Genomic DNA, 19,557 nt, shown 5'->3' with positions numbered 1-19,557 from the left:
CTCACTTCCCGAACTCCTGCACCCAGTAGTTCCCCGCGCGGGCCACACCGATCGTGGTGAACCCGCAGGTCAGGAGCGCGGAGCGGTGTGACGGCGACGCCATCCACTCCCGCACGATCTGGGCTGCGCTGGTCTGGCCCTTCCCGATGTTCTCCGCTCCGGGCCGCGGGTAGCCCGCGGCGCGCACCCGGTGCTCGAAGCGCCGGCCGTCGCGGCTGACGTGGGAGAAGTAGCCGTTCTCCGACATGTCCTCGGCGTGCGCCCGCGCGGCTCGCGCCAACCGCGAGTCCGGCGTGAGCGAGCCGCAGCCGTGCTCGTTGCGCTCCTGGTTGGTCAGCTCGATGACCTCTCCCTCGGTCCCGGAGACGCTCACCGGCGCCCGCGCCTCGGGCTCGGGAGGCTTCTCGGGCTCGGGCTCGGCCTGTTCCCCGGACGCCGTGGCTCCGGCCGCGGTGGCGAAGGCGTGCAGGGTGGAGATCTCGGTCGGGGGCGGGTCGTCGGGCGGGTCGTCGACCAGCGCGGCCCGCGGCAGCACGTCGGCCGCCGCGAACGGGGAGGTCGCCTGGGCGACCGGCGCGATGCGCAAGTCGACGGGCACGACCTCCGGGAAGGCCGCCACCGTGACACCGGCGACCAGAAGGACAGCGGTCGCGAGAGCGAGCGTCTGCGCACCGGCTCTAGGCCGGTTGGGGAGCACGAGGCGGTAAGCTAGCAGCTCGTGATCACGGGCAGCGACGAGGTGGTTCGGCTCACAGCGTGGGTCCAGGGCCGGGTCCAGGGTGTCGGTTTCCGCTGGTGGACCCGTTCCCGGGCGCTGGCACTGGGCCTCGTCGGCCACGCCACGAACCTCTCGGACGGCCGCGTCGCCGTCGTCGTCGAAGGCCCACGTCACTCTTGTGAGTTACTCCTCATCGCGCTGCGTGGCGAATCGACTCCGGGGCGTGTCGACGGCGTGGTGGAGCAGTGGGGCCCGGCGCGCGGTGGCCTTGCGGGGTTCCGCGAGGCCTAACCAGTAATCTTCCTCGACCACCTGCAGCTCTGGAGACCCCGCCCGTGCACCTGAAGAGCCTGACGCTGAAGGGCTTCAAGTCCTTCGCCTCGGCCACGACGCTCCGCCTGGAGCCCGGGATCACGTGCGTGGTGGGTCCGAACGGGTCGGGCAAGTCCAACGTGGTCGACGCGATCAGCTGGGTGCTCGGCGAGCAGGGGGCGAAGGCGCTGCGCGGCGGGAAGATGGAGGACGTCATCTTCGCCGGCACCTCCGGGCGCGCACCCCTGGGTCGCGCCGAGGTCACGCTGACGATCGACAACTCCGACGCCGCCCTGCCCATCGACTACTCCGAGGTGTCGATCACCCGCCGGATGTTCCGCGACGGCGCGGGCGAGTACGAGATCAACGGCTCGTCCTGCCGGCTGCTGGACGTGCAGGAGCTGCTGTCGGACTCCGGCATCGGCCGCGAGATGCACGTCATCGTCGGGCAGGGCCAGCTCGACTCCGTGCTGCAGTCCAAGCCCGAGGACCGGCGCGCCTACATCGAGGAGGCCGCAGGCGTCCTCAAGCACCGCAAGCGCAAGGAGAAGGCCCTCCGCAAGCTCGACGCGATGCAGGCCAACCTCACCCGGCTCACCGACCTCACCGCGGAGCTGCGCCGCCAGCTCAAGCCGCTGGGCAGGCAGGCCGAGATCGCGCGGCGGGCGCAGTCCGTGCAGTCCGAGCTGCGCGACGCCCGCCTGCGGCTCGCCGCCGACGACATCGTCACCGTGCGCGACCAGCTGGCCCGCGAGGAGGCCGACGAGGCGAGCGCCCGGGCCCGGCGCGCGGAGGTGGAGGAGCAGCTGTCCGTCGCGCGCGTCGAGCAGGAACGCCTCGAGACCGCGCTCGCCCAGGACGCCCCGCGCCTGGCCGCGGCGCAGGACACCTGGTACCGGCTCTCCGCGCTCGCCGAGCGCATCGCGGGCACCGTCCGGCTCGCGCAGGAGCGCACCCGCCACCTCGCCGACCCCCAGGAGCGCACCCCCGGCCGCGACCCCGACGAGCTCGACGCCGAGGCCGACGCCATCGCCGAGCAGGAGGAGGAGCTCGTCGAGGCTGTCGCCGAGGCCCGCCGCCGGCTCTCCGACGTCCTGGAGGAGCGCGGCGAGCACGAGAAGATGCTCGCCGCCGCCGAGCGCGCGCACATGGCCGCGGTCCGGGCGCTCGCCGACCGCAAGACCGGGCTCGCCACCCTCGCCGGGCGCGCCGAGGCGCTGCGCAGCGGGGCAGCGGCCACCGCCGACGAGATCGAGCGCCTGTCCGAGGCGCTCGCCGAGGCGCAGGAACGCACCGCCGTCGCCGAGACCGAGCTGGAGCACGCCCGCGACGAGCTGGGCACCTTCGACGAGGGCGACAGCGGGCTGGACGAGCGCCGCACCCAGGCCGCCGACGCCCACGAGGCCACCCGGGCCCGCGTGGCCGAGCTGGTCTCCCGCGAGCGCGAGCTGGAGCAGCAGCGGGCGCACTGGAGGGCCCGCGTCGACGCCCTCTCGGTGAGCCTCGCCCGCCGCGACGGCTCCGGCGAGCTCGTGGGCACCGACGGCGTGCTCGGCCCCCTGTCCGGCCTGCTGACGGTGGAGCCGGAGGCCCGCGCGGCCGTGGCCGCGGCGTTGGGCGAGCTGGCCGACGCCCTGGCGGTGGAGTCCCCCGAGGCCGCGGTGACCTCCCTACAGCTGCTGCGCACGAAGGACGCAGGCCGAGCGAGCCTCGTGGTCGCCCCGGAGGTTCAGGAAAGCCACATTCATGAACCGCCAGGACATGAATGTGGCTTTCCTGAACTCGGGGAGGCCCCTCGCGGGCGGTGGGCGCTCTCGTTCGTCACCGCTCGGCCCGTCGTCGCCCCGGCCGTGGCCCTGTTGCTCTCCGGCGTCCTCGTCGTCGACGACCTCGCCGCCGCGCGTGCCGTCGTCGCCGACCATCCGGAGCTCACCGCCGTCACCCGTGACGGCGACGTGCTCGGGGCCGCCCGGGCATCAGGCGGGTCCGGTTCGGCGTCCAGCGCGCTCGACGTCCAGGCCGCCGTCAACGAGGCGCTCGAGCGGCGCGAGGCCGTCGAGGAGGAACTGGCCCGGCTGCGGCCCGCGCTGGACGGGGCCCGGGCCGAGGAGGCCGCGCGGCTGGTCGACGTCCAGGCGGCGCAGCAGGTGCAGAACGCCGCCGAGGCCCGCCGGTCCGCGGCGTCGGCGCAGCTGGGCCGGCTGGAGGAGACGGTCCGCTCGGCCACGGCGGAGGCGCAGCGGCTGCGCGAGCGCCGCGATGCCGTGGAGTCGCGGCGGTCCGATTCGCTGCTCGCGCTGGAGGCCGCCGAGCAGCAGCTCGCCGTGGCCGAGGACGAGCCGGTGGACGACGAGCCCGACACCGAGGTCCGCGACGCCGCCGCCGAGTCGCTGGCCACCGCCCGCGCCGAGGAAGTGGAGTCGCGGCTCGCGCTGCGCACCGCCGAGGAGCGCGCCCGGGCGATCGCGGGACGTGCCGAGTCGCTGCGCCGCCAGGCGGCGTCGGAGCGGCAGTCCCGGGCGCGGGCGGCCGCCGCGCAGGAAGCCCGGGAGCGCAGCGCCGCGATCGCCCACCATGTCGTCGCTGCGGGGGAGACCGCGTCGGAGCGGATCGCCGTCTCGCTCGCCGCCGCCGCGCAGGAGCGCGACGCCGCCGCAGCCGCCCGCGACTCGCGCGAGCGCGCCCTCGGCGAGGCCCGGCTCACCACGCAGCGGCTCTCCGGGCTGATGGACAAGCTCACCGACGCCGTCCACCGCGACGAGGTGCTGCGCGCGCAGAACCGGCTGCGCCTGGAGCAGCTCACCGAGAAGGCGCTCGACGATCACGGCCTCGGCGTGGAGGACCTGGTCGGCGAGTACGGCCCGGATGTCCTCGTGCCGCCCTCGGCCGCCGAGATGGCCGAGTACGAGGCGGCGAAGGAGCGCGGCGAGGAGGTCACCGAACCCCCGTCGATGCCCTACGACCGCGGCAGCCAGGAGCGGCGGGCCAAGCGGGCGGAGAAGGACCTCGCCCTGCTCGGCAAGGTGAACCCGCTCGCGCTCGAGGAGTTCGCCGCGCTGGAGGAGCGCTACCGCTTCCTCTCCACGCAGCTGGAGGACCTCAAGAACACCCGCCGCGACCTGCTCACGGTCGTCCGCGAGGTCGACGACAAGATCCTTGAGGTGTTCACCACGGCCTACGCCGACGTGGCCCGCGAGTTCGAGATCGTCTTCGACACCCTGTTCCCCGGTGGCGAGGGCCGGCTCGTGCTCACCGACCCCGACGACATGCTCACCACCGGCATCGAGGTGGAGGCACGCCCGCCGGGCAAGAAGGTCAAGCGCCTGTCGCTGCTGTCGGGCGGCGAGCGCTCCCTCACCGCGATGGCGCTGCTGGTGGCGATCTTCCGCGCCCGCCCCTCGCCGTTCTACATCCTCGACGAGATCGAGGCCGCCCTCGACGACGTCAACCTCCGCCGGCTGATCTCGTTGATGGAGGAGCTGCGCGAGACCAGCCAGCTCATCGTCATCACGCACCAGAAGCCGACGATGGAGGTCGCCGACGCCCTGTACGGCGTCTCCATGCGCGGCGACGGCATCACCACCGTGATCAGCCAGCGCCTCCGCGCGGTGAGCTGACCCTCCCGGCCCGGTCCGGGCGAGTGATCGCCTGATGGGTGCGACAGCGGCGAGATGCTGCCGTTCTTGCGCCGGGCTGATGATCACGGGTCCTGGAAGCGTGGGGCGATGGCTCGTGATCGTCGGATGGGTGCAATAGCGGCGAGATGCTGCCGTTCCTGCGCCGAGCCGGTGATCACGGGTCCCGGCGGCGTGGGGCGACGTCCCATGATCACCGGACGGGTGCGTCGGCGGCGAGATGTCGCCGGGCTTGCGCCGATTCGACGATCAAGGGTGCGGACCCGTCGTCGCGGAGCATGATCGCCGTTCCGGCGCAGTGGCGGCCACATGCTGCCGTTTCCGCACCCGTATGGCGATCACGGGGGAGTGGAGGGGACGTGGGGCGGAGCCCGCTCGTGCAACCGCGGGGGAACGGGCATGACATCGTGGAGGCGTGACTACGGAGACCCTCTGGATCGTCATCGCGATCGCGGCGGCGATCCTGATCATCGCCGTCGTGCTGGGCCTCGTGCTGCGCCGCAGGCGGAGGATCAGCCTGCGCGAGCCCGAGCAGGTCGAGCGCAGCAGCGACACCGGCACCGCACCACCCCGCCGCGGGGGCAGCTACCAGGCAGGCGGGGGATTCTCCTTCTCGTCGGGCGCCCCGACCGAGGCCGAGCCGCCCCCGGCGCCCGCGCCCGGCGCGGAACCGCCCTCGGCTCCCGCGCCGGACGTCGACGGCCCGCCGTTCGTGTCCCCCGCCGCTCCCGCGCCCGAGCAGCGCCCGCGCGCCGACGAGCCCCCGGCCACCGACACCGCGCCGGCGGCCGAGGCCGAGCCGCCGGCGGCCTCGGCGAACGGCGTCGCCGCTGCGCCGCCGGCCGCTCCGGACCGCGGGAACGGCGCCCCTCCCGAGGCCCCGGCCGAGCGCACCGGTCCGCCGGTCACCCCACCGCCGTCACCCGAGGCCCCCGCCGAGCCGGCCCCACCGACGGCGAACGGGGCTGCACCGGCCGCGCCCCCGGAAGCTCCGACCGAGCGTTCCGCGCCTCCGGCGTCACCGAACGGCACCCCGTCGAGCGCGCCGACGAGCACGCCGCCGTCGACCGCGCCGCCGTCGACCACGCCGCCGTCGACCACGCCGCCGTCGACCGCGCCGCCGTCGACCACGCCGCCGTCGACCACGCCGCCGTCGACCACCCCGCCGCCCGCGGCCCCGGCCGAGCGCACGCCCGCCCCGGCGCCGCCCGCCGAGGCGGCTCTCGCGCCGCCCGAGATCGCCCCCGCCGAGGGCCGGCTGGAGCGGCTGCGCGGCCGGCTCTCCCGATCGCGGTCCGGGCTCGGTCAGGGTCTGCTCGGCCTCCTCGGCGCGGGTGAGCTGGACGAGGAGTCGTGGGAGGACGTCGAGGCCACGCTCCTGCAGGCAGACCTCGGCCCCGAGATGACCCTCGAGCTGGTCGAGACGATGCGCACCGAGCTGGCCCGCCGCGCGGTCCGCACCCCGGAGCAGGCGCGCCAGATGCTGCGCGACGTCCTGACCGACGCGCTGCGGATCGACCTGGACCGCTCCATCCGCGCGCTGCCGCACGGCGGCCGGCCGGCGGTACTGCTGGTCGTCGGCGTCAACGGCACCGGCAAGACCACCACCACCGGCAAGCTGGCCCGCGTGCTGGTGGCGGGTGGACGCCACGTGGTGCTCGGCGCCGCCGACACCTTCCGAGCCGCCGCCGCCGAGCAGCTGGCCACCTGGGGCGAGCGCGCCGGGGCCACCGTCGTGCGCGGGCCGGAGGGCGCCGACCCGGCCAGCGTCGCGTTCGACGCCGTGAAGCAGGGCACCGAGGAGGGCGCCGACGCCGTCCTGCTCGACACCGCGGGGCGGCTGCACACCAAGACCGGCCTGATGGACGAGCTGGGCAAGGTCAAGCGGGTGGTGGAGCGGCAGGCCGAGGTGGACGAGGTGCTGCTCGTCCTCGACGCCACCACCGGCCAGAACGGGCTCACCCAGGCCCGGGTCTTCGGCGACGTCGTCAAGGTCACGGGCATCGCCCTGACCAAGCTGGACGGCACCGCGAAGGGCGGCATCGTCTTCCGCGTGCAACGCGAGCTGGGCGTCCCGGTGAAGCTCGTGGGCCTCGGCGAGGGCGCCGACGACCTGGCGCCGTTCGAGCCGTCGGCGTTCGTGGAGGCCCTGCTGCACCAGTGAGCGCCCTACCGGCGACGCCGGTGTGCTGCTCGCTTCGATCAGCGGCGCTTGATCGGTCCGAGAAGTACGTGGGGTTCTGCCGGCGACGCCGTGCGGGTCGGTCTGACCGATGCCGGTGATCGGTCTGAGCAGTACCTGGGAGTGTTTTCGGGAGCGCTGGTGTGCGACTCGGCGCGATCAGTGGCGCTTGATCGGTCCGAGCCGTACGCGGGTGTGCTGCTCGACGCGATCAGTGGCACGTCACGCGGATGTAACACCGCCGGTCCGCTCGTTCACAGTGCGGAAACAGCGGTGGAGGACGCCCGCAACACGTCGATCCGATAGTTCCCGTCACCACTTCGGGAAGGAGTTGACGTGCTCGACACCGGCGATACCGCCTGGATGCTGGCCAGCACCGCGCTCGTGCTGCTCATGACGCCCGGCCTCGCACTGTTCTACGGCGGCATGGTCCGCAGCAAGAGCGTGCTCAACATGATGATGATGAGCCTCGGCTCCGTCGGCCTCGTCGGCATCCTGTGGGCGCTGTACGGCTACTCGATCGCGTTCGGCAACGACGTCGGCGGCGGCCTGCTCGGCAACCCGGGCGAGTACTTCGGGCTCGCGGGCCTGTTCGCCGGCGACTACGGCGCCGACCCGGCGATGTTCCCGATGTCGGGCACGATCCCGGCGCTCGTGTTCGTGGGTTTCCAGGCGACGTTCGCGATCATCACGACCGCCCTGATCTCCGGCGCGGTGGCCGACCGGCTGCGCTTCGGCCCCTGGCTGGTGTTCGCCGGGCTGTGGGCAACCATCGTCTACTTCCCGGTGGCGCACTGGGTGTTCGCGTTCAGCGACGAGGAGTCCGGCGTGGTGGGCGGCTGGATCGCCAACGACCTCGCGGCCATCGACTTCGCCGGTGGCACCGCAGTGCACATCAACGCCGGTGCCGCCGCGCTCGCGCTGGCGATCGTCGTCGGCAAGCGCGCCGGGTGGCCGCGCGAGCCGATGCGCCCGCACAACCTCACGCTCGTGATGCTCGGCGCCGCGCTGCTGTGGTTCGGCTGGTTCGGCTTCAACGCCGGTTCGGCGTTGGGCGCCAACGGCACCGCGGCGTTCGCGATGGTCAACACGATCCTGGCGACGTGCGCCGCGATGCTGGGCTGGCTGCTCACCGAGCGCGTCCGGGACGGGAAGCCGACGAGCCTGGGTGCCGCGTCCGGCATCGTCGCGGGCCTCGTGGCGATCACCCCGGCCTGCTCGTCGGTCTCGCCGATGGGCGGCATCGCGATCGGCCTCATCGCCGGTGTGCTGTGCGCGCTGGCGGTCGGGCTGAAGTTCCGCTTCGGCTTCGACGACTCGCTCGACGTGGTCGGCGTCCACCTGGTCGGCGGCCTGGCCGGCACGATCCTCATCGGCCTCTTCGCCGACCCGGGCTCGCCCGCCGCGGTCGCCGGCCTGTTCTACGGCGGCGGCGTCGACCAGCTGTGGCGCCAGATCGTCGGCGCGGGGGCGGTGCTGGCCTACTCGTTCGTGGTCTCGCTGGCGCTCGCCTACCTCGTCAAGGCGGTCATGGGCCTGCGGCTCACCCCGGAGGAGGAGGCCACCGGCATCGACGAGACCGAGCACGCGGAGACCGGCTACGACTTCTCCAGCCACCGCAGCATCTCCGGCCTCGGTTCCCCGCGCCCGGATGCGGCCACGACCGCGGCCGGGTCGCACGTACCGGCGACCGCCGGCAAGGAGGCCTGATCATGAAGCTGATCACCGCGATCGTGAAGCCGTTCGTCCTCGAGGACGTGAAGGGGGCGCTCGAGCAGATCGGCGTCCTCGGCATGACGGTCAGCGAGGTGCAGGGCTACGGCAGGCAGAAGGGCCACACCGAGGTCTACCGGGGTGCGGAGTACTCCGTGGACTTCGTGCCGAAGGTGCGGGTGGAGGTCGTCGCCGACGACACCCTCGCCGACAAGGTGGTGGACGCGGTCGTCGAGAGCGCGCGTACGGGGAAGATCGGCGACGGCAAGGTCTGGGTCACCCCGGTGGAGAGCGTGGTGCGGGTCCGCACCGGTGAGCGCGGCGCCGACGCCATCTGAGGGTCCGTTGCACACGGCGCGGTGGCCGTGCTCCGTCAGCGGGGCACGGCCACCGCGTTCTCGGAAGGGGACCGCGTAGTGGGAACCGTGGCGTGGGGGGACGCGGAGGACCTGGCCCGGGCGAAGGCGGTGCTGCTGGCGCAGGGCTCCGGCAAGCGGCGGCTCGGTCCGGAGGCGTTGCGCACGGCGCTGGTCGATCTGCACGACTTCTGGCTGTCCTCGCGGGCGGCCACCATCGGGCTCTCCGACCGCGCCGCGCTCGTCGCGGTCGGGGCGCTGGGGCGTCGCGAGCTGGCACCGTGGTCCGACCTCGACCTCGTCCTGCTGCACGACGGGCGCAAGGACGTGGAGCGCCTCGCCGACGAGCTCTGGTACCCGCTGTGGGACGCCGGGATCGGCCTCGACCACTCGGTCCGCACCCCCGGCCAGGCCGTGCAGGTGGCTGCCACGGATCTGCGCGCGGCGCTGGGGCTGCTCGAGGCGCGGCACATCGCGGGGGACCCGGCGCTGTCGGACACCGTGCGGGCCGCGGTGCGACAGGCGTGGCGGGCCGGCATCCGCGGCCGCTTCGACGAGCTCGCCGACGCCGCGCACGAGCGCTGGCGCAAGGTCGGTGACGTCGCGCACCGGGTGGAGCCGGACCTCAAGAACGGCCACGGCGGGCTGCGGGACATCCAGCTCGTCGACGCGCTCGCCGCCGCCCAGCTCGTCGACCGGCCCGCCGCGGACGTGGTCGCCGCGCGCGCCCTGCTGCTGGACGTCCGCACCGAGCTGCACCGGCTCGCCGGTCGGGCCCGCGACGTCCTGCGCGCGCAGGACGCCGACGAGGTGGCCGCGGCCCTGGAGATCGCCGACCGGTTCGAGCTGGCACGCGCCCTGTCCGGGGCGGCCCGGTCGGTGGCGTTCGCGGCCGAGGTCGGGCTGCGCTCGGCTCGCGCGGCGCTGCCCCGCCGCGGGCTGGCGGCCCTGCGGCGTCCGCCGGTGCGGCGCCCGCTCGACAGTGGCGTCGTCGAGCACGCGGGGGAGGTGACACTGGCGCGCGACGCCGGCGCGGCCCGCGATCCGGGTCTGGTGCTGCGCGTGGCCGCCACCGCCGCGCGCACCGGCATGCCGATCGCCGCAGGCACCCTGCACCGGCTCGCCGACACCGCCCCCGAGCTGCGGGAGCCGTGGCCGGCGTCGGTGCGGGGCGAGCTGCTGGGGCTCCTGGGGACGGGCCCGCCGCTGGTGGACGTCGTGGAGTCCCTGGACCGCACCGGGCTGTGGGGCCGGTTGCTGCCGGAGTGGGGCGCCGTGCGCGATCTGCCGCCGCGCGACCGCGCGCACGTCTGGACCGTCGACCGGCACCTGGTCGAGGCCTGCGCCCAGGCGGCGCGGCTCACCACCCGGGTGGCCCGGCCGGACCTGTTGCTGGTCGGCGCCCTGCTGCACGACATCGGCAAGGGACGCGGCGGCGACCACTCCGAGGTCGGGGAGTCGCTGGCCGGGCAGGTGGGGCGCCGGATCGGGTTCGGTGCCGCGGACGTCGCGGTGCTCAGCGGGATGGTGCGCCACCACCTGTTGCTGCCCCACACCGCCACCCGTCGCGACCTGGACGACCCGGCCACCGTCACGCGGGTCGTGGAGACCCTCGGCGGCAACGGCCTGCTGCTCGACCTGCTCGAGGCGCTCGCCGAGGCCGACGCGCTGGCCACCGGTCCCGGCGTCTGGAGCCCGTGGAAGAGGGTGCTGCTCCACGACCTCGCCCAGCGCTGCCGCGCCCTGCTGGCCGGCGAGGCGCTGCCCGGCCCCACCCCTCCGGACGAGGCGGCGGCCGCGCTCGCCCGGGCCGTCGAGGCCGACGCGCGCCCGCAGATCGGGCTGGATGCGGGCGACCCGGCCACCGTCGTCGTCGCCGTTCCGGACCGGATGGGGATGCTCGCGGCGGCCGCGGGCGTGCTCGCCCTGCACTCGCTGGAGGTGCACGCCGCGGAGTCGGCCACGCTCGGCGGCGTCGCGGTGTTCACGTTCACGGTGTCGCCGCGCTTCGGCGGCCTGCCCGACCCCGCCCTGCTGCGCTCGGACCTGACCCGCGTGCTCGACGGCGGGCTCGCACTGGCCGAGGCCCTGGCCCGCAAGGAACGCGACTACGCACCGATCGCCGTGGCCCCGGAGCCGCTCGCGCCCCCGCGAGCGCTGTGGTTCGACGACGAGGCGACCGGCGCGGTGGTGCTCGAGCTGCGGGGCACCGACCGGATCGGGCTGTTGCACCGGGTGGCCGCGGCGCTGGAGGAGTGCGGCGCGGACGTGCGCTGGGTCCGTGCGTCGACGTTGGGCGCCTCGGTCGTCGACGCGTTCGGGCTGGGGGGCGGCACGCTCGGGCGCAGCGGGCGCAGGGGGATCGAGAAGGCGGTGCTGGCGGCGGCCCGCGGGGCACTGCCCTACCGTGGCTGACCGTGATCCTCGTGACCGCCGTCGTGAAGCCCTTCGTGCTCGGTGACGTGAAGGCGGCGCTCGAGCGGCTCGGCGTGCTCGGGATGACCGTGTCCGAGGTGCAGGGGTACGGGCGGCAGCGGGGGCACACCGAGGTCTACCGGGGCGCGGAGTACAGCGTCGACCTCGTCCCGAAGGTCCGGATCGAGGTCGTCGTGGACGACGAGGTGGCCGAGCGGGTCGTCGACGCGATCGTGGCGGCCGCGCGCACCGGCAAGATCGGTGATGGGAAGGTGTGGACGACGCCCGTCGGCACGGTCGTCCGCGTCCGCACGGGGGAGCGAGGGCCCGACGCACTGTGAGCGGATGATGATCGTCACGCTCGGTCGTGGCCCGGAACGGAACGAAACGCCCGAACCGTGCGTTGAACACGGCGTGACGACCGCGACACGGCCGGTGCGCCTCGCCCTGCCCGGCCGCAGCCTGCTGCTGGTGGCCGGAATGCCCGGTGCGGGCAAGTCCACACTGCTCGCGAGCCTGCCCGCTGCCGACGGGGTCGTCGTGCTCGACTCGGATTCGCAACGTGCGGCCCTGCGCCTGGTGGCCCGCGGCGTGCCCTACGGGTGGCAGCGCCCGGTCGTGCACCTCGTGCACCGCTCGGCGGTGGTCGCCGCGGCCGCGTCACGCACGCCCACCGTCGTGGTGCACCTGCCTGCCACGCAGCCCGGCACCCGCGCTGCGGTCGCGCGCCTGGCCGCGGCCACCCGCCGGTCGGCGCACCTGCTCTGGCTGCAGGTCGGCGTGGAGGACGCGCGTCGGGGCCAGCGCGAGCGCGGGCGCGTGGTGCCGGAGGGCTCGTTCAGCGCGCACGCGCGGCGGGCCGAGGGCGCCGCGGCCGACCTGCTCGGGCACCCGCCCCCCGGCTGGCGGAGCATCACTGTCCTCGACCGGGCCGCCGCCGAGGGCGGCTTGCGGCTGGACACCGAACCGACGAGGGCCGTGCTCGTCCGTGCGCCCGCCGCGCAGGAGCCCACGACGGTGAGCTGAGAGCGCCGGTCAGCCCTGAGCGGTGGGCAGCACGACCAGCTCCGCCACGTTGACGCGGGGCGGCGCGGCCGCCGACCACGCGATGGCCTCCGCGATGGCGCCGGCCGGGATCGGTCCGACCGTCCGCCGGAACTCCTCGAGCGCGTCGCGGCCCGCGCTGTCGAGCATCGTCTCGCCGAGCTCGCTCTCGGTCATGCCCGGCTCCACCGCGCGCACCCGCACCCCGCGCGGCCCGAGCTCCACCCGCAGCCCGCGCGTCAGCGCCGCCACGCCGGCCTTCGTCGCGCTGTACACGGCGTAGGCCGGGAAGACGGCGTGGCTCGCGATCGAGCCGACGTGCACGAGGTCGGCGGGCCTGCCGTCGGCGGCGGCCGCGAGGAGGTCGTCGACGAACGCCTTGCCGGTGTGCAGCAGGCCCGTGACGTTGGTGTCCACCATCGCGTGCCACTCCGCGGGCTCGGCCGTGGCGAACGGGGCGCCGAGCATGACACCGGCGTTGGCGACGACGAGGTCGGGTGCGCCGAGCGAGGCGCGGACGGTGGCGGCCGCGCGGGCGAGGCTCGCCGGATCGGTGACGTCGGCGGGCACTGCGAGCCCGTCGATCTCCTTCGCGAGCGCCTCGATGCGGTCGGCGCGCCGGGCGAGGACGGCCACGCGGGCGCCGCCGGCGGCGAGAGCCCGAGCGGTGGCGGCGCCGATCCCGCTGCTGGCCCCGGTGACGACCGCGATGCGTCCGGTGAGGTCGTGGATGTTCTGCGTCATCTGTGTCATGCCATCGAGCCTGCGGGCGGCGCGGACGAGCCGGGGAGGTCCCGCGAAGGGGGGTAGTCGCAGGACCACCCCTTGTCCGCGGGCGCGCCCTACCGTGAGGTCCGTGCCGAACCTCTTGGGCGAGTTCCTCCGCGCCCGCCGCGAGCTGACCCGACCCGAGGACCACGGCCTGCCCGTCGGGCGCAGGCGGGTGCCCGGGTTGCGGCGCGAGGAGGTCGCGATGCTCGCCGGCATCAGCGCCGACTACTATCTGCGCCTGGAGCGCGGGCGCGACCGCCACCCGTCGACGCAGGTGGTGGAGGCGTTGGCCCGCGTGCTCGAGCTCGACGCCGAGTCGACCGGCTACCTCGCCTCGCTCGCCACGCCCGCGCCCCGGGTGCCGCGGCGCGGCCGCCGGGAGCCGGAGCGCGCCGCGCCCGAGATCGTCCGGCTGCTGGAGTCGATGGCGGGCGTGCCGGCGTTCGTGCTGGGGCGGTGCATGGACGTGCTGGCGGGCAACCGGCTGTGCGAGCTGCTGTGCGGCGCGGTCCCCGGGGACGGCAACATCGTGCGGCACGTGTTCCTCGACCCGGCCGCCCGCGAGTTCTACCCGGACTGGTCGGACGTGGCGGAGGAGACCGTCGCCGCGCTGCGCGCCTGCGCCGCGGCCGCCGCGGACGACCCGCGGCTGGTCACCCTGGTCGGGGAGCTCTCGGTGCGCAGCGACGAGTTCCGCAGGCTGTGGGCGCGCCACGACGTGCGCGCCAAGGCGGCGGGCCGCAAGCGGCTCGTCTCGCCCACCGTCGGGGAGGTGACGCTGAGCTGGGAGTCGCTCGCCGTGGCGAGCGCGCCGGGCCAGCTGGTGGTCACCTACTTCGCCGAGCCGGGCTCGCCGTCGGCCGCGGCACTGGCACGCCTGCAGGAGCTCGCGGCACGCCAGTAGGGTGGGCGGGGTGTTCGACACCCTCTCCGAGCGCCTCAGCGGCACCCTCGCCAACCTCCGGGGCAAGGGGCGCCTCTCCGACGCCGACATCGACGCGACCGCGCGCGAGATCCGCATCGCGCTGCTGGAGGCCGACGTCGCGCTGCCGGTGGTCCGCGGGTTCATCACGCGGGTCAAGGAGCGGGCGAAGGGCGCGGAGGTCTCCGGTGCGCTGAACCCGGCCCAGCAGGTCGTCAAGGTCGTCAACGACGAGCTGGTGGCGGTCCTGGGTGGCGAGACCCGGCGCATCCGGCTGGCCAAGGAGCCGCCGAGCGTGATCATGCTCGCCGGCCTGCAGGGCTCCGGCAAGACCACCCTCGCGGGCAAGCTCGCGCACTGGCTGAAGAACCAGGGCCACACCCCGCTGCTGGTGGCGTGCGACCTGCAGCGACCCAACGCGGTCAACCAGCTGCAGATCGTCGGGGAGCGCGCGGGCGCCACGACGTTCGCCCCGCATCCGGGCGCGTCAGCGACCGGTCAGACAGCGCAGCCCGGCAACGGCGTCGGCGACCCGGTCGACGTCGCCCGCCGCGGTGTCGCGCACGCCCGCGACAAGCACTACGACATCGTCATCGTCGACACCGCGGGCCGCCTCGGCGTCGACGAGGAGCTGATGCGCCAGGCCGCCGACATCCGCGATGCCGTGCAGCCCGACGAGACCCTGTTCGTGGTCGACGCCATGATCGGCCAGGACGCCGTGGCCACGGCCGAGGCGTTCCGCGACGGCGTCGGTTTCAGCGGCGTGGTGCTCACCAAGCTCGACGGTGACGCCCGCGGTGGTGCCGCGCTGTCGGTCCGGGAGGTCACCGGCCAGCCGATCCTCTTCGCGTCCAACGGCGAGAAGCTCGCCGACTTCGACGTCTTCCACCCCGACCGGATGGCCAGCCGCATCCTCGGGATGGGCGACCTGCTCACGCTCATCGAGCAGGCCGAGCAGCACTTCGATCAGGAGCAGACGGCCAAGACCGCCGCCAAGATCTCCAGCGGCGAGCTCACGCTGGAGGACTTCCTCGAGCAGATGCTCGCGGTCCGCAAGATGGGCCCGATCGGCAACATCCTCGGCATGCTGCCCGGCGCGGGCCAGATGAAGGACGCGCTGGCGCAGGTCGACGACTCGCAGCTCGACCGGCTGCAGGCGATCATCCGCGGCATGACGCCCGCCGAGCGCGCCGACCCGAAGATCATCAACGGGTCCCGGCGGCTGCGCATCGCCAACGGCTCCGGCGTCGCGGTCAGCGAGGTCAACGACGTCGTCAACCGCTTCTTCGAGGCGAAGAAGATGATGAAGCAGATGGCGGGCCAGTTCGGCTTCGGCAGTCGCAGCGCCACCAAGAAGCAGGCGAAGGGGCGCAAGGGCAAGAAGTCGAAGGGCAAGAGCCGTCCGACGCCGCCGCGCGCCCCCGCAGGCCTCCCCGGCGGCGGTGGCATGCCGGACCTCTCGGGCCTCCCGGCGTCGCTGCGCGACATGCCCCCCGGGCTCGACCAGCTGCCGCCCGGGTTCGACCCGAGCAAGTTGAGGTTCCCGAAGGGGAAGTAGATGTATCGGCTGCGCGGGGTCCTGCTGCCCGGTGAGGAGACCGTCGAGCTGTGGATCGACGGTGCCGGGCGGCTGAGTGAGCCGTTGCGGGGCGCCGAGACGTTGGTCGACGGTGGTTTCATCGTCCCGGGTCTGGTCGACGCGCACTGCCACATCGGGCTCGGCTCCGGCGGCGGCGTGGACCTCGAGGAGGCCGACGCGCAGGCCCGCGTGGACCGCGACGCCGGCACGCTGCTCGTGCGCGACTGCGGCTCGCCGATCGACACCTCACCGCTGCAGGCGCGCGACGACCTCCCGGAGATCATCCGGGCGGGGCGGCACGTCGCCCGGCCCAAGCGCTACATCGCGGGCGTGGCCCAGGAGCTGGACGACCCGGCGCTGCTGCCCGACGCCGTCGCGGAGCAGGCGGCCGCGGGCGACGGCTGGGTCAAGCTCGTCGGCGACTGGATCGACCGCGGCGCGGGCGACCTCGCCCCGCTCTGGCCCGACGACGTGCTTGCGACGGCCATCGACACTGCCCACAGGGCCGGCGCCCGCGTCACGGCGCACGTGTTCGGCGCCGAGTCGATCCCCGGGCTCGTCCGTGCCGGCATCGACTGCATCGAGCACGGCACCGGGCTCACCGACGACGTGATCGCGGAGATGGCCGCGCGCGGCACGGCGCTGGTGCCCACGCTGATCAACGTCGAGACGTTCCCGGGCATCGCCGACGCAGCCGTCCGTTATCCCGCCTACGCCGCCCACATGCGGCGGCTGCACGCCGGCGCGGCGGAGGTCGTCCGCCGGGCGGTGGAGGCGGGGGTGCCGGTCTACGCGGGTACCGACGCAGGCGGTGGCATCGCCCACGGCCGCCTCGCCGACGAGGTCATCGCCCTGCACCGCGCGGGCCTGCCCGCCACGGAGGCGCTGGGCGCCGCGAGCTGGAACGCGCGGGAATGGCTGGGCCGGCCCGGTCTCGAACCCGGCGCCCGCGCCGACCTGGTGGTCTACCGCCGCGATCCCCGCATCGACCTGACGGTCCTGCACGAACCGGCCCTGGTGGTGCTCCGCGGCCGCCCGGTGCACGCCGGCACCTGACCGACCGCCTCGCACACCGAATCCTGCGCCGGCACACCGACTGCAGTCGGTGTGGGAGGACGGAAGTCGGTGTGCGGGCCCCGGGCCGTCGGGCCTGGGAGCGGCGGCGTTCCTGACCGGCCGGTAGCGTCGGGGGCGTGGGAGCGGTGCAGGGTGACGGTCGATCACGTGCGGAGGAACCGGAAGGCACGGATCCCGCGCGACCCGAAGGCGCCCCGGTCGAGCGGCTCGCGGACCCTGCGCACGGGCACGCCGAGGTGAACGGGCACCGGCACCATCCGGATCCCTGGCCCGCCGACGCGCAGGCGGTGGGCCACGCGCCATCGGGTGCCGGGCCGCAGGGCCGGCCGCCGATGCCGCCGTTCCCGCAGGCTGCGCCGCCGCAGCAGCCGCCGTTCCCGCAGGCTGCGATGCCGCAGCAGCCGCCGTTCCCGCCGACCACCGGCGCAGCGATGCCGCCCCCCGGCTTCCGCGCCGGCCCGCCCCCGATGTCTCCGCCGCAGCCCGCTCCGGCGGCGCCGCGCCGGACCCACCGGTGGGGGCTCGGAGCGTTCGCGCTCGCCGAGCTGGCGTTCCTCGCCTGCTCCTTCCTCGTCGGCGTGCTCCTGATCGACCCGGAGGCGCCGTCCGTCTCGCAGCTGGGCATCGCCGTGGCCGTGCCGACCCTCGTCGCCGCGGGTGTCGCGATCGCCGCCACGCGCCTGCGGGGCAACGGCCCGGTGAAGGATCTGCGGCTCGTCTGGTCGTGGCGCGACGTCGGCGCCGGGGTCGCCTTCGGGCTCGGTGGGTTGTTCGTCACGACCGTCGCGGCGATGGTGTGGGTGTCGATCGTCGGCCCGGATGTCAACTCGGCCGTCGGCACGGCGTTCGACGGCCAGCGTGCGGCGTGGCCCGCCGCCCTGGGTATCGCGCTGCTCGTCGTGATCGTCGCGCCGCTGTGCGAGGAGATCCTCTACCGCGGCCTGCTGTGGGGTGCGCTGGAGCGGATCGGCGCCAACCGCTGGATGTGCTTCGGCGTCACCACGCTGGTGTTCGCCCTGTTCCACTTCGAGCTCGAGCGCGCCCCGCTGCTGCTCGTGATCTCGATCCCGATCGGGCTGGCGCGGCTCTACACCGGCCGCCTGCTCGCGAGCATCATCGCGCACCAGATCAACAACTTCCTCCCGGGAGTCGTGCTCTTCCTCGCCATGACCGGCAACATCGCGTTCTAGTGCGCGAGCCCGGAGGTACGCGCCGGAGCGCATCGCGGTGCGGTCTGGCAGAATGGCCGATCGGCCCCGCGGCTGGCCCTCTATCCGTGCCGCGGACGCACCACACACGCGAGGACCGCGCCGCCCGTACCCCCACGCGAGCAGCGCGGACCCACCCGAAGCACACGATCCTCGAGGAGCACCGACCAGCGTGGCCGTCAAGATCAAGCTGATGAGGCTGGGCAAGATCCGCCAGCCGTACTACCGCATCGTCGTCGCCGACGCCCGCAACCGCCGCAGTGGCCGGGCGATCGAGACCATCGGCAAGTACCACCCGAAGAACGAGCCGAGCCTGATCGAGGTCGACTCGGAGCGGGCGCAGTACTGGCTGGGCGTGGGCGCACAGCCCACCGAGCCCGTCGAGAACCTGCTGAAGATCACCGGTGACTGGCAGAAGTTCAAGGGCCTGCCCGGTGCCGAGGGCACGCTCAAGCCGCAGCCGGAGAAGGTCGACAAGCTCGCCCGCTTCCAGGCCGCGCTCGCCGCCGCCGGTGAGGCGCCCACCAACGAGGCCACCACGCCGCGCAAGAAGGGCAGCGACCGCCGGGCGAAGGGCGACAGCGCCGACGCTGCCGCCGAGGCTCCCGCCGAATCGTGACTGTCCTGGCGGACGCTCTGGAGCACCTCGTCCGGGGCATCGTGGACCACCCGGACGACGTGCAGGTGGAGCTCGTCACCACGCGCCGCGGTCGCACCCTCGAGGTCCGGGTGCATCCCGAGGACCTCGGCAAGGTGATCGGGCGCGGCGGTCGCACCGCCACCGCGCTGCGTACGGTCGTCGGCGGTATCGGTGGCCGGGGTGTGCGGGTGGATGTCGTCGACACAGACCGGTAGCAGCGGCACCGAGTACCTCGTCGGGATCGCCGTGCGGGCCCATGGCCTGCGCGGCGAGCTCGTCGTGGACGTGCACACGGACTCCCCGGACGAGCGGTTCGCCGCCGGGGAGTCCCTCATCGCGCAGCGGCCGGGTGCGCCGGCCGGAACGCTGACCGTCGAGTCGGCCCGGCCGCACTCCGGGCGCCTGATCGTCCGGTTCGTCGAGGCGCCCGACCGCGACGCGGCCGATGCGCTGCGGGGCACCCGTCTCCTCGTCGCGGCCGACGCCATCGCGCCGCCCGCCGACGACGAGGAGTTCCACGTCCACCAGCTGGAGGGCCTGCGGGCCGAGCTGGAGGACGGCACCGTCGCCGGCACGGTCCGCGAGGTCGTGCACGGGCCGGGCGGGGAGCTGCTCGTCCTGGCCCGCCCGGACGGCACGGACGCGCTCGTCCCGTTCGTGCAGGCCATCGTCCCCACCGTCGACCTGGCGGGCGGCCGGCTGGTCCTGACGCCGCCCGAAGGCCTCCTGGACCCGGCCTGACCCCCGGCGCCGGGCCGCGAACCGAGCTCGCACACCGACTTCGGTGCTCGCGCATCGACTGCAGTCGGTGTGCGAGCGCGCATGTCGGTGTGTGAGCGCTCGCTCGCCGTTCCGGCGCCGGTCGGCAGGTCGCACACCGATTTCGTGCTCGCGCACCGACTCCGGTGCTCGCGCACCGACTCCGGTGCTCGCGCACCGACTCCGGTGCTCGCGCACCGACTCCGGTGCTCGCGCACCGACTCCG

17 protein-coding genes are annotated in these 19,557 nt (G+C 74.5%); 15 read left to right on the top strand and 2 right to left on the bottom strand.

What is annotated here, in order from left to right; all coding sequences use genetic code 11:
- Position 1: 1 nt before the first annotated feature.
- A complete protein-coding gene (locus CFP66_RS30805) occupies positions 2-619 on the bottom strand; it encodes a CAP domain-containing protein (protein ID WP_143517426.1) in 618 nt (205 codons plus the stop codon).
- A gap of 99 nt (positions 620-718) precedes the next feature.
- Here CFP66_RS30805 and CFP66_RS30800 point away from each other — a divergent pair, with 99 nt between their 5' ends.
- The 8 genes from CFP66_RS30800 to CFP66_RS30765 all read left to right on the top strand — a co-directional run bounded on the left by CFP66_RS30800 (position 719) and on the right by CFP66_RS30765 (position 12,357).
- Positions 719-1,009 carry an acylphosphatase gene (locus tag CFP66_RS30800; protein ID WP_369805209.1) on the top strand — a complete coding sequence of 97 codons (291 nt, stop codon included), beginning with the start codon at positions 719-721 and terminating at the stop codon, positions 1,007-1,009.
- Between the two features lie 44 nt (positions 1,010-1,053).
- Positions 1,054-4,647: a chromosome segregation protein SMC gene (gene smc / locus CFP66_RS30795; protein ID WP_094928728.1), complete on the top strand. Its 3,594-nt coding sequence runs from the start codon at positions 1,054-1,056 to the stop codon at positions 4,645-4,647.
- Positions 4,648-5,080: 433 nt separating this feature from the next.
- The gene (gene ftsY, locus CFP66_RS30790; protein WP_094928727.1) at positions 5,081-6,829 is read left to right on the top strand and encodes a signal recognition particle-docking protein FtsY; all 1,749 of its coding nucleotides are present in this window, start codon (positions 5,081-5,083) and stop codon (positions 6,827-6,829) included.
- 381 nt (positions 6,830-7,210) lie between these two features.
- Positions 7,211-8,557: an ammonium transporter gene (locus CFP66_RS30785; RefSeq protein ID WP_094928817.1), complete on the top strand. Its 1,347-nt coding sequence runs from the start codon at positions 7,211-7,213 to the stop codon at positions 8,555-8,557.
- 2 nt (positions 8,558-8,559) lie between these two features.
- Positions 8,560-8,898 carry a P-II family nitrogen regulator gene (locus CFP66_RS30780; protein ID WP_094928726.1) on the top strand — a complete coding sequence of 113 codons (339 nt, stop codon included), beginning with the start codon at positions 8,560-8,562 and terminating at the stop codon, positions 8,896-8,898.
- 78 nt (positions 8,899-8,976) lie between these two features.
- Positions 8,977-11,331: a [protein-PII] uridylyltransferase gene (locus CFP66_RS30775; RefSeq protein WP_233159853.1), complete on the top strand. Its 2,355-nt coding sequence runs from the start codon at positions 8,977-8,979 to the stop codon at positions 11,329-11,331.
- A gap of 2 nt (positions 11,332-11,333) precedes the next feature.
- Positions 11,334-11,672, top strand: a complete 339-nt coding sequence (locus tag CFP66_RS30770; RefSeq protein WP_094928724.1) for a P-II family nitrogen regulator — start codon at positions 11,334-11,336, stop codon at positions 11,670-11,672.
- A gap of 73 nt (positions 11,673-11,745) precedes the next feature.
- Positions 11,746-12,357: an AAA family ATPase gene (locus tag CFP66_RS30765; RefSeq protein WP_158228274.1), complete on the top strand. Its 612-nt coding sequence runs from the start codon at positions 11,746-11,748 to the stop codon at positions 12,355-12,357.
- Positions 12,358-12,366: 9 nt separating this feature from the next.
- Here CFP66_RS30765 and CFP66_RS30760 read toward each other — a convergent pair whose 3' ends face one another.
- Positions 12,367-13,128 (bottom strand): SDR family oxidoreductase, encoded by a 762-nt coding sequence (locus CFP66_RS30760; RefSeq protein ID WP_233159852.1) that lies wholly within the window; start codon positions 13,126-13,128, stop codon positions 12,367-12,369.
- 103 nt (positions 13,129-13,231) lie between these two features.
- Here CFP66_RS30760 and CFP66_RS30755 point away from each other — a divergent pair, with 103 nt between their 5' ends.
- From CFP66_RS30755 to rimM, 7 genes are all read left to right on the top strand, one after another.
- Positions 13,232-14,050, top strand: coding sequence for a helix-turn-helix domain-containing protein (locus CFP66_RS30755; protein WP_233159851.1), 819 nt, complete (start codon positions 13,232-13,234; stop codon positions 14,048-14,050).
- Between the two features lie 10 nt (positions 14,051-14,060).
- Positions 14,061-15,626 carry a signal recognition particle protein gene (gene ffh / locus CFP66_RS30750; RefSeq protein WP_094928816.1) on the top strand — a complete coding sequence of 522 codons (1,566 nt, stop codon included), beginning with the start codon at positions 14,061-14,063 and terminating at the stop codon, positions 15,624-15,626.
- Positions 15,627-16,703 (top strand): amidohydrolase family protein, encoded by a 1,077-nt coding sequence (locus tag CFP66_RS30745; RefSeq protein WP_094928720.1) that lies wholly within the window; start codon positions 15,627-15,629, stop codon positions 16,701-16,703. It abuts the gene before it with no gap.
- Between the two features lie 137 nt (positions 16,704-16,840).
- Positions 16,841-17,914 carry a CPBP family intramembrane glutamic endopeptidase gene (locus CFP66_RS30740; RefSeq protein WP_233159850.1) on the top strand — a complete coding sequence of 358 codons (1,074 nt, stop codon included), beginning with the start codon at positions 16,841-16,843 and terminating at the stop codon, positions 17,912-17,914.
- Between the two features lie 190 nt (positions 17,915-18,104).
- On the top strand, positions 18,105-18,551 hold the full coding sequence (gene rpsP, locus CFP66_RS30735; protein ID WP_094928719.1) for a 30S ribosomal protein S16: 447 nt from the start codon (positions 18,105-18,107) through the stop codon (positions 18,549-18,551).
- Positions 18,548-18,787: an RNA-binding protein gene (locus CFP66_RS30730; RefSeq protein ID WP_094928718.1), complete on the top strand. Its 240-nt coding sequence runs from the start codon at positions 18,548-18,550 to the stop codon at positions 18,785-18,787. Before rpsP ends, CFP66_RS30730 begins: the two co-directional genes overlap by 4 nt.
- Positions 18,765-19,313, top strand: a complete 549-nt coding sequence (gene rimM / locus CFP66_RS30725; RefSeq protein WP_094928717.1) for a ribosome maturation factor RimM — start codon at positions 18,765-18,767, stop codon at positions 19,311-19,313. Before CFP66_RS30730 ends, rimM begins: the two co-directional genes overlap by 23 nt.
- Positions 19,314-19,557 lie beyond the last annotated feature (244 nt).

It is taken from the genome of Pseudonocardia sp. MH-G8, from assembly GCF_002262885.1.
In the GTDB taxonomy this organism is placed as follows: Bacteria; Actinomycetota; Actinomycetes; order Mycobacteriales; family Pseudonocardiaceae; genus Pseudonocardia.
Note: the sequence above shows the minus strand (reverse complement) of the source record. Positions and strands in the feature narration are given on the sequence as shown.

What these genes read in the sequence shown, in the direction of transcription:
- CFP66_RS30745 (WP_094928720.1), top strand. Translation starts at nt 15,627, where the DNA reads ATGTATCGGCTGCGCGGGGTCCTGCTGCCCGGTGAGGAGACCGTCGAG.
- CFP66_RS30760 (WP_233159852.1), bottom strand. Translation starts at nt 13,128, where the DNA reads ATGACACAGATGACGCAGAACATCCACGACCTCACCGGACGCATCGCG.
- rimM (WP_094928717.1), top strand. Translation starts at nt 18,765, where the DNA reads ATGTCGTCGACACAGACCGGTAGCAGCGGCACCGAGTACCTCGTCGGG.
- CFP66_RS30780 (WP_094928726.1), top strand. Translation starts at nt 8,560, where the DNA reads ATGAAGCTGATCACCGCGATCGTGAAGCCGTTCGTCCTCGAGGACGTG.
- CFP66_RS30785 (WP_094928817.1), top strand. Translation starts at nt 7,211, where the DNA reads ATGCTGGCCAGCACCGCGCTCGTGCTGCTCATGACGCCCGGCCTCGCA.